The sequence below is a fragment of the Duganella sp. GW821-FHT07G03 genome (assembly GCF_059418605.1).
Genome location: NZ_JBWKQE010000010.1, coordinates 132,845 through 148,153, shown reverse-complemented (window position 1 = coordinate 148,153; position 15,309 = coordinate 132,845). Strand labels below are relative to the sequence as shown.

13 protein-coding genes are annotated in these 15,309 nt (G+C 65.0%); 5 read left to right on the top strand and 8 right to left on the bottom strand.

Annotated elements, in window-relative coordinates; all coding sequences use genetic code 11:
* Window positions 1-102 precede the first annotated feature (102 nt).
* From AC07OK_RS15365 to AC07OK_RS15345, 5 genes are all read right to left on the bottom strand, one after another.
* A complete protein-coding gene (locus AC07OK_RS15365) occupies window positions 103-318 on the bottom strand; it encodes a hypothetical protein (RefSeq protein WP_494691125.1) in 216 nt (71 codons plus the stop codon).
* Window positions 319-352: 34 nt separating this feature from the next.
* Entirely contained in the window at window positions 353-676 is a 324-nt protein-coding gene (locus AC07OK_RS15360; RefSeq protein ID WP_494691124.1) for a type II toxin-antitoxin system HicB family antitoxin, read from the bottom strand.
* Between the two features lie 14 nt (window positions 677-690).
* Window positions 691-2,322, bottom strand: coding sequence for a GH39 family glycosyl hydrolase (locus tag AC07OK_RS15355; protein ID WP_494691123.1), 1,632 nt, complete (start codon window positions 2,320-2,322; stop codon window positions 691-693).
* Between the two features lie 142 nt (window positions 2,323-2,464).
* A complete protein-coding gene (locus tag AC07OK_RS15350; protein ID WP_494691122.1) occupies window positions 2,465-3,010 on the bottom strand; it encodes a protein tyrosine phosphatase family protein in 546 nt (181 codons plus the stop codon).
* Window positions 3,003-3,470 carry a group II truncated hemoglobin gene (locus AC07OK_RS15345; protein WP_494691121.1) on the bottom strand — a complete coding sequence of 156 codons (468 nt, stop codon included), beginning with the start codon at window positions 3,468-3,470 and terminating at the stop codon, window positions 3,003-3,005. Before AC07OK_RS15345 ends, AC07OK_RS15350 begins: the two co-directional genes overlap by 8 nt.
* A gap of 205 nt (window positions 3,471-3,675) precedes the next feature.
* Here AC07OK_RS15345 and AC07OK_RS15340 point away from each other — a divergent pair, with 205 nt between their 5' ends.
* Complete coding sequence (locus tag AC07OK_RS15340) at window positions 3,676-3,918, top strand: hypothetical protein (protein ID WP_494691120.1); 243 nt, start codon at window positions 3,676-3,678, stop codon at window positions 3,916-3,918.
* 12 nt (window positions 3,919-3,930) lie between these two features.
* On the opposite strand, the gene AC07OK_RS15335 is transcribed toward AC07OK_RS15340, so the two are convergent.
* From AC07OK_RS15335 to AC07OK_RS15325, 3 genes are read right to left on the bottom strand one after another with little or no spacing between them, the layout of a single operon-like run.
* On the bottom strand, window positions 3,931-6,972 hold the full coding sequence (locus AC07OK_RS15335; RefSeq protein ID WP_494691119.1) for an efflux RND transporter permease subunit: 3,042 nt from the start codon (window positions 6,970-6,972) through the stop codon (window positions 3,931-3,933).
* Window positions 6,969-8,042 carry an efflux RND transporter periplasmic adaptor subunit gene (locus AC07OK_RS15330; protein ID WP_494691118.1) on the bottom strand — a complete coding sequence of 358 codons (1,074 nt, stop codon included), beginning with the start codon at window positions 8,040-8,042 and terminating at the stop codon, window positions 6,969-6,971. The genes AC07OK_RS15335 and AC07OK_RS15330 overlap by 4 nt, the downstream gene beginning before the upstream one ends.
* Window positions 8,039-9,400, bottom strand: a complete 1,362-nt coding sequence (locus AC07OK_RS15325) for a TolC family protein (RefSeq protein WP_494691117.1) — start codon at window positions 9,398-9,400, stop codon at window positions 8,039-8,041. Before AC07OK_RS15325 ends, AC07OK_RS15330 begins: the two co-directional genes overlap by 4 nt.
* Before the next feature lie 199 nt (window positions 9,401-9,599).
* On the opposite strand from AC07OK_RS15325, the gene AC07OK_RS15320 reads away from it, so the two are divergent.
* The 4 genes from AC07OK_RS15320 to AC07OK_RS15305 are packed head-to-tail and all read left to right on the top strand — an operon-like array spanning window position 9,600 to window position 15,269.
* Entirely contained in the window at window positions 9,600-10,253 is a 654-nt protein-coding gene (locus tag AC07OK_RS15320; RefSeq protein WP_494691116.1) for a response regulator, read from the top strand.
* Window positions 10,250-11,635 (top strand): ATP-binding protein, encoded by a 1,386-nt coding sequence (locus AC07OK_RS15315; RefSeq protein ID WP_494691115.1) that lies wholly within the window; start codon window positions 10,250-10,252, stop codon window positions 11,633-11,635. Before AC07OK_RS15320 ends, AC07OK_RS15315 begins: the two co-directional genes overlap by 4 nt.
* Window positions 11,636-11,643: 8 nt before the next feature.
* Window positions 11,644-14,250: a TonB-dependent receptor gene (locus AC07OK_RS15310; protein ID WP_494691114.1), complete on the top strand. Its 2,607-nt coding sequence runs from the start codon at window positions 11,644-11,646 to the stop codon at window positions 14,248-14,250.
* A gap of 26 nt (window positions 14,251-14,276) precedes the next feature.
* The gene (locus tag AC07OK_RS15305; RefSeq protein ID WP_494691113.1) at window positions 14,277-15,269 is read left to right on the top strand and encodes a YncE family protein; all 993 of its coding nucleotides are present in this window, start codon (window positions 14,277-14,279) and stop codon (window positions 15,267-15,269) included.
* Window positions 15,270-15,309: the final 40 nt, after the last annotated feature.

The window sequence follows — 15,309 nt, the reverse complement described above, 5'->3', positions numbered from 1 at the left end:
GTAGGGTTATAGCACGACAATATTTATTGTATAACAATGCGCAAAAATGCAACTTTAGCGATTTCAATCGGAACAGGCCTCCACACGAAGATGGTCGCGGGATCAATCAACGCGCGCGGCGCATGCCGCGCATTTCACCAGTCCCGTGCGGCCGATGGTCCAACCGCACTCCCTCGCCGCGACGGCCGCCCTTTTCGCCCACTCGTCCATCGGATCGTTGGCGACTTCTTCGAATTCAAAGAACGCGCGGCAATCATGGGATTCGCACACGAGCATAAATTCGCAGAACAGCATTTCTTCGAGCAGGTCATTCAACATTGCGATGGCTTTCTAAATGTGGAGCGCACGCAGCTCAGGCCAGAGCCGCCTGACGCAGCACTTCTTCAGCCCATTGATTCAGGCTCTTTCCGTGGGCAGCGGCGGCGAATGCCGCCGCCTCGTGTATGGAGGGATCGACCCGCAGAGAGAACTTGCCGGAAAATTTTTTGCGTGGTTCGACGCCGTCTTCAGCGCAAGCTTCGAGAACAGCCCTCAGCGAAATCCCGCCTTCCCTTTGCAAACCTTCGACATCCTTGGCGTAGAAATCCGTCCCACCATGAAGCCCGAGAAATTCGCCCCGGAACATTTGAATTTCGGGATCGAAAGTAATTACGGCCTGGTAGCCGTCAATGGTCATCGTATTGTGCATACTCATGGCTTGATGGTAGCAGAAAATGGTATCAATATACGTTCGATCTGCGGGGAGTCCACCCGTGTCAGGGTCACCAGGGCGACGTCGTTGCTGCGCATCGGCAGCTTGACCTCGACCGCGCCGCTGTTGCCGACCTGGATCACGCGGTCGGTCTCGGGCAGGTCGCGGGTGAGCCCGTGCAGCTGCTCGACCTGGGCCGGGGTCAGCGTCTTCGGCGCGCCCATCTCGATGTAGGCCGAGTAGGCGTCGTTGGCGCGGAAGCCGCTGCGGTGCACCTGCAGCCGGTACTTGCCGGCCTTGACATGGCTGATGCGCACCGCCAGCGGCGCCGATGGCGACGACGGCACCACGCGGCCGTAGAACGGCCGGTTACTAACCTTCTGGTCGGGCTGCTGGAAGTCCCACACCACCGCCGTCACCTTGCGGCCATCCGCGGACGCCATCACCTGCGCGTCGGCGACCGGGATCTCGTTGCCGCTCAGCGCGTGCAGATACTTGTAGGCGAAATACGCGGGCTTGCGTATACCCTGCGGATTGAGCAGGCCGAAGCCGCCTTCGAACGGTTTGCTCGGCGGACCAGGTTCCTCGAACAGGTCGCTGTAGGTCCAGTAGCTCATGCCTTGCACCAAACCCTTGGTGGCCTTGAGCTTGCTGAGTATGTACGCCGAGCTGATGTAGGAATCGTGCACCAGGTCGCGCGGCGTGTAGCTGGTGCTCCACTCGGTGAAGTACAGCGGCAGCGTGGGGAATTTGGAGGCCGAGATCTGCTCGCGCACGCGCCGCACGTCGCCGACGATGGCGTCCGGCGACGCCGACAGCTTGGTGTCGCCCTCGCCTTTTTCGTCGAGGAAGCCACCGTCCACGCCGTAGGTGTGGGTGGTGACGAAATCGACGGCCGCGCCGCTATGGGCCACATGGTCGAGGAATTCCGGCACCCAGGCGGCGCCGGCGGTCGACGGCCCGCCCACGCGCAACGCCGGATCGAAGGCCTTGATGGTGTTGGCGGTCAGGTCGTACAGTTCGAAATACGCCTTCTGGTCGGCGCCTTCCCAGAAGCCATCCAGGTTGGGCTCGTTCCACACTTCGAAGAACCAGCTGCGCACTTCCTCCCGGCCGTAACGCTGCTCGATGTGGCGCACGAAGGCCGCGATCAGGTCTTTCCATTTGGCCGGATCGGGATGCGAGGTGTTGCCTTGCCAGTAGAAGATCTGATTGTTCGAGGTGGCCATCGCCTTGGGCGTGAAGCCCAGCTCGACGAAAGGCTTGATGTGGCGCGCCAGCAGCTGGTCGTACAGCTGGTCCAGCTTGGTCCAGTCATAGACGAGCTTGCCGTCCTCGGTGCGCACCGTGCCCAGCACGTCGTGGAAGATGGCGTGGAAGCGCAGGTAGCGGAAGCCGAGCTCATCGACCGTGGTCTGCAACTGCGCCATGCTGTCGTCGCGCTGCAGCGTGCCCGGATAGTCGGAGCCGACCGACAGGTCGTAGAAACGGTCGAGCGGCTTGAGCGCCTGCGCCACGTCGATCACGATGCGGCGCGGCGCCGGGTGGCCGGCGTCGGCGGCCGATGCGGCCGACAGCGGCAGGCAGATCGCGGCGAGCGCCGCCAGGCAGGTGGGGCGAAAATGCGGCATGGGTACGGTCTCCTTGGACTGATTATTGCCCGGATGCTAGCACCTGCGCCGCGTATCCGACATGGGAGACGGGACCGTTGTTATATTTCGTTAGGCCGGTTGGTGATTTGCGTAATGCCGCTCGCAACAGACCCCGCCGCCTTCAGTACGGTTCGAACTGAATACCGGCTTTTTGCAGCTGGGACGCCAACAAGCTCTTCCACGGTCCTTCCGGCGACCACACCCGTGCGACCGATTCATAGGCGAGCTCGGGCTTCTCGTGCAGGACGATGGCGCGATACAGGAAGGTCATGCTGGAGGCGCGCATATTGACCTGGCAATGGACCAGGACCTTGCGATCACGCAGCCGCCCCATGGCCGCGACGAACGACTGGAAGTCGGCTTCGGTAGGATTGCCGAAGCGGATAGGAATATTGATGAACTCAAGGCCCTGCCGGCGAACGATCTCCGCTTCGCCAGCAATGGCGTCCGGCACGGTCGGTGGCGCCAGGTAAATGACGGCACCAAAACCCTGCGCGGCCAGGGCTGCCAGTGCCGCGGCGCTTGGCTGGCCCGATGTGACCAACCGGGGCGAGATCGCGACCACGTTCGGCGCCTCGATCACCGAATCCGTCGCAGACGCCGTGCCACATGTCAGCAAGCCGGACAGCAGCGTGAACACCGCCATTGCATGCGTCGCTTTAACCACGGTATGGTCCCTTGACTTCACCCCAGCCCCACTTGGGCATGGGTGCATCGTGATCGGCCTGTGCCCCCGGCCGCGAGTTGATGACGGCCAGACGTGAGCCCCACTCGAGATAGCCAACCAGCGCCGAGCGGAATTCCGGGTCATCGGGCATGCCCAACTCATCGGCGGTTTCAAGCAGCAGGGCGACCCAGCGGCGCCGCTGCTCCTGGACCAGATGCCGGTTGAGATGCTGCTGAATCATGTGTGGGTGTCCCCCATGCTGCTCGGAGTAGCTGGTGGGCCCGCCCAGCACCTCGGCAAGAAAGGCCGCAACGTGCGCTGGATGATCGTCGCCCATATGGGCAAACACTGGGGCCAGCAAGGTATCGCGCTTGACATGCTCGTAGAAGCGCGAGGTCAGACGACGCAGGGCGTCGATACCGCCCAGCCATTCGTACAGCGTAGGAATGTTTTCGGACATGCGGAACCTTTCAATGGCGATCTAGGTGGCGACGTTTTAGCGGCGGCTATCCCCGCTACTGGCTGTCGACAGTGTACAACCAGCTCTGCAGACCGTCGCCACCTTTCCGCCTATCACATCTTTCTTCAGGCAAGCCTTCATCAACCAGCAAGGCAGCTCAGCCGGTGTCTCGCGCCAGTTCCGCATCCCTTATCCGGATGAATACATGGTGAAGATGGCCGAAGATGCGCTGCCCTACTGGACCGAACTGCAAACCCACAGCAAGGAACAACTGCTGACGACGGTCGGCACCCTGGCGGAAATCGAAGAGCGATGCTGGGCCGCCAAGTTCGTGCCGCTACTGGGCAGCATCCTGTCGGAAATGGCGCTCGACGGCAAGATGCTGCAGTCCTATTTCGGCCTGCCCCGCCCGAGCTGGCTGCCAGCCGACTATTACCTCGGCTGGTAGACCGCCGGGGCCTTATGCGCGATTCCGATTGCGCGTTACATGGGCCAGCACCGGCATCAGCAGCAGGACCAGCGGCAATTGCACCACCAGGCCGGAGATGATCGCGATGGCCAGCGGCTGCTGCATCTCCGAGCCCTTGCCGATGGCGAAAGCCAGCGGCAACAGGGTCAGGATCGCCGCCAGCGTGGTCATCGCGATCGGCCGCATGCGGTTGATGCCGGCTTCGACCAGCGCTTGTTCCATCGGCATGGTGCGCAACAGGTCCTGCTGTTCCGAGTAGTAGAAGATCGCCACCTCGGTGGCCATGCCGATGATCATGGTCATGCCCATCATGGCGGAAATATTCAACTCCGTCCGGCTGATCCACAGGCCGGCGAACACCGCGGACACCGCCAGCAACGCCGTCACCAGGATGGACAGCGCGATGCGGAAACTCTCGTACATAAACAGCAGCAGCAAGAACACCAGCGCGGCAGCGGCGGCGAACACCATCAACAGCCCCTGGAAGGCGATCTGCTGTTGCTCATAAAGCCCGCCCAGCGTGAAATACGCGCCGGCCGGCAGCGCATCCGGCTGCGCCATCGACTGCTTGACGTCGGCGATCACCGAGCCCAGGTCGCGTCCGCTGATGCGCGCGGTCACCGCCACCATGCGCTTGAGGTTTTCGCGGGCGATTTGCGGCTGGCCGGTGACGGCCTGCATCGTCGCCACCCTTTGCAAGGGGAATAAATGGCCGTCCGGCGCGCGGATTTGCAGCTGCAGCAGCGCCGTATCCGTGCTGCGCATGGCCTTGGGTATCCACAGGCGCAGGCCGACCATTTTCGAACCGACGGCCACGCGCGTCGCCACCACGCCGTTGAGCATCGCGTCGACCGACTTGCTGATCGCATCGACATCGCTGCCCTCCTGCGCCGCCTTGACCGGGTCGATGTGGATCAACAGCGCGTCGCCGGCCGGATTGATGCCGTTGCGGACATCGACCACGCCGTTAATCTTCGCGATGCGCGCGGCCACCGTCTGCGCCGCGCGGTTCAGCTGCTCGGGAGTGTCGGCGAAAATCTTGATCTCGACCGGCTGCGGCACCGCCGTCAGGTCGCCGATCAAGTCTTCCATCAGCTGCGCCATTTCGATCGTCAGGCCGGGCACATCGCGTTCGACGCGGCCACGGATATCGTCCATCACCGCTTCCACCGGACGGCGATTGGCGCCCTTGAGCCGGATGAAGAAATCGCCGCTGTTCGCTTCGCTCAGGCCGCCGCCCAGGCCGGTGCCGGTGCGGCGCGAGTAGCTTTCCACGTCGGGGGTATTGCGCACGATCTGCTCGACCTGGCGCAGCAGGCGGTCGGTTTCAGACAGCGCGGTGCCGGGCTGGCTGCGGTAATCCAGGACAAAGCCGCCCTCGTCCATCGCCGGCATGAAGCCTGAACCGACCGCCCTGAACGCCAGCACGCCGATCAGCACCAGCGCCACCACCGCCGGCAGCACCAGCAGCGGACGTCGGAACAGCGCCGCCAGCGTAGTGCGGTAATGGCGTTGCAGCCAAAGCAGCAGGCGCGACTCCGGATGCGGCTCGGCATCGCGCGCCTTGAGGAAGCGCTCCGCCAGCAGCGGCACGGCCAGCCAGGTCAGCAGGAAGGAAATGAACAGCGCCGCCGCCATGGTCAGCGACAAGGCCTTGAAGAAGGCGCCGGTCACGCCGCTGAGGAAAGCCAGCGGCGCAAAGATCACCAGCGTGGACGCGCTGGAGCCGGCCAGCGGACGGGTAAATTCGATCGCCGCTGAAATCACGCGCTCATGCATTTCACCCTGCCCGCCCTGCAGGCGGCGCACGATGTGCTCGATCATGACGATGGCGTCGTCGATGATCAAGCCGACCGCCGCCGCCATGCCGCCCAGCGTCATGATGTTGAAGCTCATGCCCAGCACCGACAGCAGCAGCACCGTGCTGGCCAACACCGCAGGCACCACCACCACCGCGATCATCGTCACCTTGACGTTACGCAGGAACACCAGCAGCACCAGGGCGGACAGGCCGATGCCGATCAGCACCGCATCGCGCACGCTGGCCGCCGATTCGGTCACCAGCTCGCTCTGGTCATACCAGCTGGCGATCTGCACGCCGGCCGGAATATTGTGCTGGTACTCCGCCAGCTTGGCCTTGACGTCGGCGGCGATCTGCACGCTGTTGCTGCCGGGCTGCTGGTACACCGAGAACAGCACGGCGTCGCGGCCGTCGGCGGTCACGCGGGTCCATTCCGGCACCACCGACTGCTCCACCGTGCCGACATCGGCCAGCCGCAGCATGGCGCCGGCGGCGTTGCGCAGCACGGTCTGGCGGATCTGGGCCAGGCTTTGCAGCCGGGTATCGGACATCACCAGATACAGCTTGTAGTGATCCTCCAGCCGGCCCACCGCCGACAAGACGTTGGTGGCCGCCAGCGTGCGCGCCACCTCGTCCAACGTCAGGTCGTGGGCGCGCAGGCGGACCGGATCGACCGTCACACGATACTCCTCCAGTGCGCCACCCATCGTTTGCACGCTGGACACGCCATTGACACTGGACAGCAAAGGCCGCAGCTGATATTCCGCCAGGTCGCGCAGCTGCACCGGCGACAGCGTGCTCGACACCAGGCTGTAGGCGACGATCGGAAACACGGTCGGATCCATGCGCCGCGTCGTCATCTGCGTGCCGGCCGGCAGCTGGCCGAGCACCTGGGCGATGGCGGCGTTGACTTCCAGCGTGGCGGCGGCCATGTCGCGGCCCCAGTCGAAATTGATTGATACTTCAGCCGAGCCGCGGCTGGTGGTCGAGCGCAGGTTGCGCACGCCGGGCACGCGCCGCACCGCCTCCTCCACCGGCCGCGTGACCAGCATTTCCATCTGCTCGGCGGGTTGATCGCCCGCATCGAGCGACACCACGGCACGCGGGAAGGACATGGTCGGGAACAACGACACCGGCAGATGGAAGGCCGCCACCATCCCCGCCATCGCCAGCATCAGCAGCAGGAACAGGATGGAGCGGCGGTGCGACTGGGCCCATGCCGCGACGCTCATGGCGTGCTCCCGCGCACGGCGGCGCCGTCCTGCAATTCGTAATTCCCCAGCACCACCACCGGCAGCGCCGCATCGAGCGCGCCTTCGACGCCCACCGCCCGCTCGGTCTCGAGCAGTTTGCGCACAGCCACGCGGCGCGCCTTGCCCTGCGCCACCTGGAACAGGTAGGCGCCCTGGTCGTCCACCAGCACCGCCTGGCGCGGCACCGACCATGCCGGACGACTGCCCAGCTCGATCAAGCCCTGCAGGTGGCTGCCAACCGGCATCCGCGCCTGCGCCGCGGCGGGCAGCAAGGCGATCGCGCCGGCCATCTGCGTTTTCGGATCGACCATGTTCTGGATCGAGGCGATGGTGCTGTTGGCGGCCGGGGCGCCCTCCTGCAGCGGCGCGAGCGTGACCTTCATGCCGGCTTTCAGCTCGGCGATGCGGGCAGGCTCGACCGCAAGCAAGACCTTCAGCGCATCGGTGCGTCCCAGCTGCACAATGGTGGCGCCGGCCGCCACGCGGTCGCCCTGCGCAACCGGAATGGCGACCACCACGCCGTCGAACTGCGCTAGCAGATCGGCCGAACCGTGGGCGCCATTCAGGCGCGCCTGCGCCGCCAGCATGGCCTTCGCGTCAGTCGCCGCCTTGGCGGCGGCATCCACCTGGGATTGCGTGGACAGCTGCAAGGCCAACAGATCCTGCTGCCGCTTCAGCTCATGCCGGGCGAACTCCAACGCGCTGGCCGCCTGTTCGTAGGTCACCAGCCCATTCGGATCGCTGGACAGGACGGCCAGCAGGTCGCCGCGACGCACCGCCTGCCCGGCAACAACGGCCATCCGGGTCACCTGCCCGGCCTGGGGCAGGCTTTGCGACTCGACCTTGCTTGCGGCGATATCGCCGAACACGCTCATGGTCAAGGGCATGGGCTGCATGCTGACCTTGACCGTCTGCACCAGCACGCTGCCGCCCCCGGCCTCTTCGCCGCCGGCCGCCGCGCTCGCGCCGCCCGCGCGGGCATACCACCAGGCGCCGCCAGCGGCCAGGGCCAGCAGCAACGCAACGCCGGTCAATTTCATTCGGGTCATGGTTGAGTACTTTCAAGGTTGGTCATATCGATGCCGAGTACGGTGCGCAAGGCGACCCGCTGTTCCAGCACTGCTTGCTCCAAGGCGATGCGCTCCAGTTGCCTGGCCAGCAGCGCCGAACGCGCCAGGGCGTAGGCCAACACGTCGGCATTGCCGGCGCGGAAGGCCTGGTCGCTGCGCGCCAGGACCTTGGTCTGGTCCTGTAAATCGGCATCCATGCTGGCGGCCTGCGCGAGGTTCAGCGCCTGTTCATCGAGGATGCGTTGAACGTCGTTGCGCGCCGCCTGCACCCGCACCTGGTATTCGTCGTAAGCCTTCTGCCGGCTGGCCTGCCCGATCGCGATGTTGCCGCGATTGCGATTCAAGAACGGCAGCGACATGGTGACGCCGATCCCGCTCGAATAGACGTTGCTGGAGTCGCGTGCGCGGGTAAACCCGAGGGTCAACGCCGGGAACTGCGCCAGCAACGCACCGCGATAGCGCTGGTCTTCCGCCTGATACGCGGCCTGCAACGCGCGCAGGTCGGGACGCCGCTGGACTATATCGGCCAGCGCCGACTGCGCCAATGCCGCATCGACCGTGCCGACGTCGCTGCCTGGCTGGAGCACCAGGACCGTATCGGGCGAGAGTCCCAGCAAGGCGTTCAGTTCGTGCGCGGTCTGGTTTTGCAGCTTCTTCAGGTCAAACAACTGGCGCTCCACATCCTGTAGCCCCGCCAGGTTGGGGGTGACTGCGTCGCTGTTCACCAGGCCGGCGTCGAGCGCCCGCCGCGTGCGCGCATAGCGGTCGGCGAACAGCTGGCGCGTGTCGTTCAACACCGCCATCTGCTTGCGGCCCTGCACCACCTTGACGAATAGCAGTTGCGCCTGCGAGGCCACTTGCCACTCCTGCCACAGCAGCGTGAGATCGGTTTTGGCGGCGTCGTTTTCGGTGGCGCGATGCAGCGCGCCATGCGTCAACAGGCTGGTGATGTCGTAGCCCAGGCCCGCACTGAACGCTCTGGTAGCGCCCGCCCCGCCGCTGTTGGACAGGTCGCTGCTGAGGGATAACTGCGGGTCCGGCAGCAAGCCGGCGGAAAAAGCTTGGGCGTGTCCGATCGCCGCGTCGTCACGCGCCAGTCGCAAATCGGGATTATTGACCACGGCCAGCATTGCGACTTCGACGATATCGAGGCCATCGTCGGGATCAAAGCGATGCGCGGCCATCGGCGGGAACGGCAGGCTGCGCGTATCGACCACCAGCCTGGCGGACGGGCCTTCCTGCAGCGGCAGCGGCTGATAGCTTGAGCAGGCCGACACCCAGGCACAGGCCAGTAGCAGACCGCGCCGCAGCTGCGGAGTTTTCAGTGCCAGTAACATAGCGGAGTCCAAGCAAGGTTAAACAATGCGTGCAGGATACTTGCTGCAGAATTAAGTGCGCGTTAAACCAGGCCAGATAGCCATCCGCTGTCTTTCGGCTAAGTTTGCTGTAATCAAGCCTACACATTTGCTCGCCATACTTGCCGCTAGTTCAAGGCGCGGGATGGTCCGGCGCCTGCGAGTTAAAGGATGGCCCGGCGTGCGCGTACTACTGGTGGAAGATGATGACATGGTGGGCGAGGCGATGCAGCTGGCGCTCCAGCAGGCGGCTTTCGTGGTCGACTGGATCCGCGACGGCAGCAAGGCGCTGGAAGCCGTCTTCGCCCACTACGACATGGTGCTGCTTGACCTCGGCTTGCCCGGCTGCGACGGCATGACCGTCATGCAGGCGTTGCAGCGGAACGCGCCGCTGCTGCCGGTGATGATCGTCAGCGCCCGCGACGGGCTCGATGACCGCGTGCGCGGACTGGACCTGGGCGCCGACGACTACATCCTGAAACCGTTCGACATGCCGGAACTGCTGGCGCGCATGCGCAGCGTGCAGCGCCGCTACCGCAAGCAGAACGAACGCCATATCGGCACCGACGCCATCCGGCTCAACATGGACTCCCTGTGCATGTGCGTGGGCGAAATCGAGGCGCCGCTATCCCAGCGCGAAGCGTCGCTGATGCAGGCCCTGCTGGCCCGGCCGGGAGCGATCCGCTCGCGCGAAGCGCTGGAACGCGAGGTGTACCACAGCGACGACGACGTGTCGAGCAACGCGCTGGAATTCCTGATCTACTCCATCCGCCGCAAGTTCGGCCAGTCCACCATCCGCAACGTGCGCGGCATGGGCTGGGCAGTGGCCAAATGAGAGGCTTGCGCTCGCTGCAAGCCAGGCTGGCCTTGTGCCTGGCTGGCGTGATGCTGGTCGCCGCTGGCATCGCCGGCACCGTTTCCTACCGCACCGCCTTCCACGAGGTCAACGAGCTGCAGGACGACCAGCTGCGCCAGATGTCGGCGCTGGCCAAGCGGCGTCACCTGGCCACGCCTTACGGCTTGCAGGACCTCGACAACCATGTGGTCGACGTCGGCGCGCGCATCATGGTCCAGCTGCTGCATCACGGCGCGTGGGGAGAGGTGGAAGGCGCCGAAGTTCCGTTGCCGCTGGCGGCCGACCTGCCGGATGGCCTGCAGACGCTGGAGGTGCTAGGCCAGCAACGGCGCCTGTTCCTGCGCACCCTGCCCGGCGGCGAGCGCGTGGCGGTCAGCCAGAGCACCGCCGTGCGCGATGAAGTGGCGCACAACGCCGGCAAGACCACCATCGTCCCGATCGCCGTGCTGATCCCGGTGCTGGCGCTGGCGATGATCGCCTTGATACGGCATATGCTGGCGCCCGTCATGCGCCTGGCCCAGGAACTCGACCAACGCGGCGACGATCAACTGGCGCCGCTCGACGACAGCGACGTGCCCAGCGAAGTGCTGCCGTTCACCGCCGCCATCAACCGCTTGCTGCAACGGGTTGAACTGACGCTGGCGCAGCAGCGACGCTTCGTCGCCGACGCCGCCCATGAATTGCGGACGCCGCTCACCGCCATCTCGCTGCAAGCTGAATTGCTGGCGGGCCTGAACCTGAGCGAGCAGGCCCAGCCCAGGTTGCAGTCGCTGCAGCGCGGCATCTTGCGGGCGCGCCACCTGGTGGCCCAGCTGCTGTTGCTGGCGCGCCTGCAAGGCCGCGATGCCGCGAACCGGGACGCCGTCGCGGTGGGCCTGGTCTGCCAGAGCGTGCTGGAAGACCTGCTGCCGCTGGCCGATCAAAAGCAGGTCGTGCTCACCGCCCATGTGGACATGGCGTGCAGCGTGCGCTCGAACGCGATGGATGTGGGCGCCGTGCTGCGCAACCTGATCGACAACGCCATCCGTTACATCCAGCCCGGCGGCCAGGTGGACATCGACATCGAATACCGCGCCGCGGCGCTGTACATCTGCGTCAGCGACAACGGTCCCGGCGTACCGGAACACGAACGCGACCTGGTGCTATCGCCGTTTTATCGGGGCGTGGCCATCACCGGCACCGGCTCCGGCCTGGGGCTGGCGATCGTGCACAACATCGTCCAGCGCATGGCCGGGTCGATCGCGCTGAGCGCCAGCCTGCCCGACGCCAGCGGCCTGACGGTGCGCATTGCCCTGCCCATCCCCGCCACCGAACCCGCTTCCCTTGCCACCCCAGTCCCGGACGTTCTTCATTTTCAATGAGAGTATGTATGCAAACCAAACCCATCCAGCAAGCGCTCCTTCCCGCCCTCATCAGCCAGCTGTTCCTGATGCCGGCCTACGCGGCCGACCCGGCGACTGCCGCGCCGTCCGGCGACGCGATCCAGGTGATCGTGGTGGACGCCCAGCGCGCCACCAACGCCAATGCGCGCCAGGCGCAGGAACAAGCGCCTAACCTGATCAACCTGATGACGGCGGCGGAGATGCGCAAGCTGCCCGACGTGAACATCGCCGAATCGGTGCGCCGCATCCCCGGCATCTCGCTCGAGACCGACACCGGCGAGGGGCGCTTCGTCAATATCCGCGGCCTCGACGCCGACCTCAACAGCACGACCTTCGGCGGCCTGCGGCTGCCGCCGTCGAACAACGCCTCGCCGTTCGGCGGCGGCCGCGCGGTGGCGCTGGACGCGATTCCGACCGGCCTGGTCGGCGCGATCACGGTGACCAAGTCCAATCTGCCGGAGCAGGACGCCGAGGCGCTGGGCGGCACCATAGAAATCACGCCGAAGACCACGCCCCGCAACGGCAAGCCCTTCCTTGAAGCGCGCATCGGCAGCGGCCGCGAATCGCTGCGCGGCACCAATATCGCCGACCTGTCGCTGACAGCGGGCAGCCGTTTCGGCGGCGACGGCGCGGATAAAAACAGCGGCAACGCTTATGCGGCCCATCCTTTTTCGATCGTCGTCACAGCCGCCTACTATGAGGACAAGCGCGGCATCGACGACGTCGAACCGGCCTTCCTCGACGATGGCGTTCACTCGCCATTGACATATGCCGGCTGGGACCAGCGCTGGTACCAGTACCACCGCCGCCGTCACGGCGTCGGCATCGACCTGGGCTACCAGCCGGACGCGCGCAACAGCTATTACATCCGCGGCTTCGACGCCGGCTATACCGAATCGGTGGTGCGCCAGCGCCTGACCGTGACGCCGGACGGCGCGGCGGTCGCCACGGCCAGCGGCTTTATCGACGGCATGGGCGCCAACGGCTTCGACAAGACCTTGCGCGACGAGCAGGAAACCATCAACAACAAGGTGTTCATGGCCGGCGGCAAGAACCAGCTGGAACACGCGGTGCTGGACTATCGCCTGGGCTACACGCGCGGCTCGTACAACAAGATGCACGACTATAATTCCGACTTCAACTACACGCCGTCCGGCACGGCTACCGTCAGCTATGCCAACAGCGGACCGGGCAACGTGCCGGCGTTCACCGTGAGCGGTGCGGACTATCTGAATCCCGCCAACTATGCGCTGGTCAAGTTACAGAACAGCACCACCGACATCTCGGACCACGAATGGTCGCTGGCCGCCAACCTCGCATGGGATACGCGCATCGGCGGCTACGATGAAGAGAGCCTCAAGATGGGCGCAGGCGCCCGCCTGCGCAAGCGCGTGGTCAACGGCCAACCCTATTCGTTCGACAAGCTGCCGGCACTGCCGCTGACCGCCGCCTCGGGCGGACCCGGCGTCACCTTCTATGACGGCCACTACCAGAACGGACCGCAGCTCACGCCGGGGCTGATGCAAACGCTGTATGGCGGTCAGCAGGTGGTGTCGGCCTCGAACGCGGAAAACGCCGCGCTCCAGTACCTGCAAGACAAGGAAGACGTCTACGCCGCCTACGGCCAATACCAGATGCGCTCCGGCGCGCTGGGCGTGACGGGCGGCGTGCGTCTGGAAGCGACCCGCGCCAATTATGCGGCCAATGCCAAGGGCGCCGACGCCGCCGGCAATCCCCTGATCCAGCCGGAGAACCGCGACCGCAACTACCTCAACTGGTTCCCCAGTGTGCAGGCGCGCTATGAACTGGGCGGCTCGACGCTGCTGCGCGCGGCCTTCTCCTCGACCATCGCCAGGCCGGGCTTCAGCCAGGTATCGGCTGCGCTCAATATCGATCCCGGCGCGAACAGTGTTACCAAGGGCAATCCGGACCTGAAGCCCACCACGGCCAATTCGTTCGACCTGTCGTTCGAACGCTATCTGCCCAACGCCGGCATTGCCTCCATCGGCTTCTTCGACAAGGAAATCAGCAATTACATCGCGGCCAGCCAGAGCAACCAGACCTTCCCCAACAGCGGTTTGTTTGCCGGTTTTGTCGGCATCGCCCACGTCTACTCGTTTGCCAATGTCGGCAAGTCGAGCGCGCGCGGCCTGGAGCTGAACTACGAGCAGCGCTTCACTACCTTGCCCGGCTGGCTCGGCGGCCTGGGCGCCAGCGCCAACTACACCTTCGTCGATTCGCGCTTCGAGATCCGGCCCGGCGAAACCTCGACCCTGCCATCGACGTCGCGCAACACGGTCAATGCGGCCATTTTCTACGAAGCCGGTCCGTGGAACCTCCGTCTGGGCATGTACACCCTGTCGCGCAATTTGTGGGCGATCGGCGGCAGCGCGGCGCAGGACGTGTATTCCGAGCGCCGCACCTCGTACGATTTCGGCGGGGCGTACGCGCTCGACAAACACGTGTCGCTGTATCTCAACGCCAAGAACCTCAGCGACACGCCACTCAAGTTTGCCGAGGGCACAGCCAATCGCACCATCCAGCGCGAATTCTACGGCGCGACCTATCAGGCCGGCGTTAATCTCACCTATTAATCTTCATCCACTGCTTCGGACACGATATGAACCACACCGCACGTTACACCGCCCTGCTCGCCCTGCTGCTGGGCCACTTTGTCACGCCATACAGCGTGGCGGCGACCGCCGACTACGCCATCCACGACCGTATCGCCTTGAGCGGCGACGGCAAATGGGATTACGCCAGCATCGACGCCAGCCACCAGCGCCTGTATGTCACCCACGGCAACCAGGTGCAGGTGATCGACCTGGGCACGCATAACATGGCAGGTGCCATCGCCGGCACCGAAGGCGTGCATGGCGTCGCCTTCGCGCCGGAGCTGAACCTGGGCTTCACCAGCAACGGACGCTCGGACAGCGTCACCGTGTTTGCGCTCGACAGCCTGGCCGTCAAGCAGCAAGTCAAGGTCAGCGGAAAAAATCCCGACGCGCTCCTCTACGTACCGCAAGCCCATCAGTTGTACGCCTTCAATGGCAACAGCGCCAACGTCACGGTGTTCGACGTGCCCGGCATGCGGGTCGTCTCGACCATCAAGGTCGGCGGCCGGCCGGAATTTGCGGTGAGCGACGGCGCCGGCCGCATCTATCTCAACATCGAGGACAAGAATGCGATCGAGGTGATCGACATCGCGGCCGGCAAAGTGGTCGCGCACTGGCCGCTGGCCGGCTGCGAGGAACCGACAGGACTGGCGCTCGACGTCGCCCATGCGCGCCTGTTCGCAGCATGCAAGAACAAGCTGGCGACGGTGGTCGATGCGGGCAACGGAAAGAAAGTGGCCGAGTTTGCCATCGGCACTCACCCCGACGCCGTCGCCTACGACGCGGCGACTGGCCGCATCTACGTCTCCAACGGCGACAGTGCCACGTTGACCGTTGCCCAGCAAATGACACCCGATCGTTACAACGTGCTGGCCCATGTGCCGACTGCGGCAGGCGCGAAGACGATGGCGTTCGATCCCGCGAGCAAGTACGTCTATTTGCCGGCGTCGATAGACGGCGTGCTGACGGTGCTGGTGGTCGCTCCCGAGGTCAAATAGTCCCGGCGGGGCCAGGCACGATTTGGCGAGCATTGCGCCG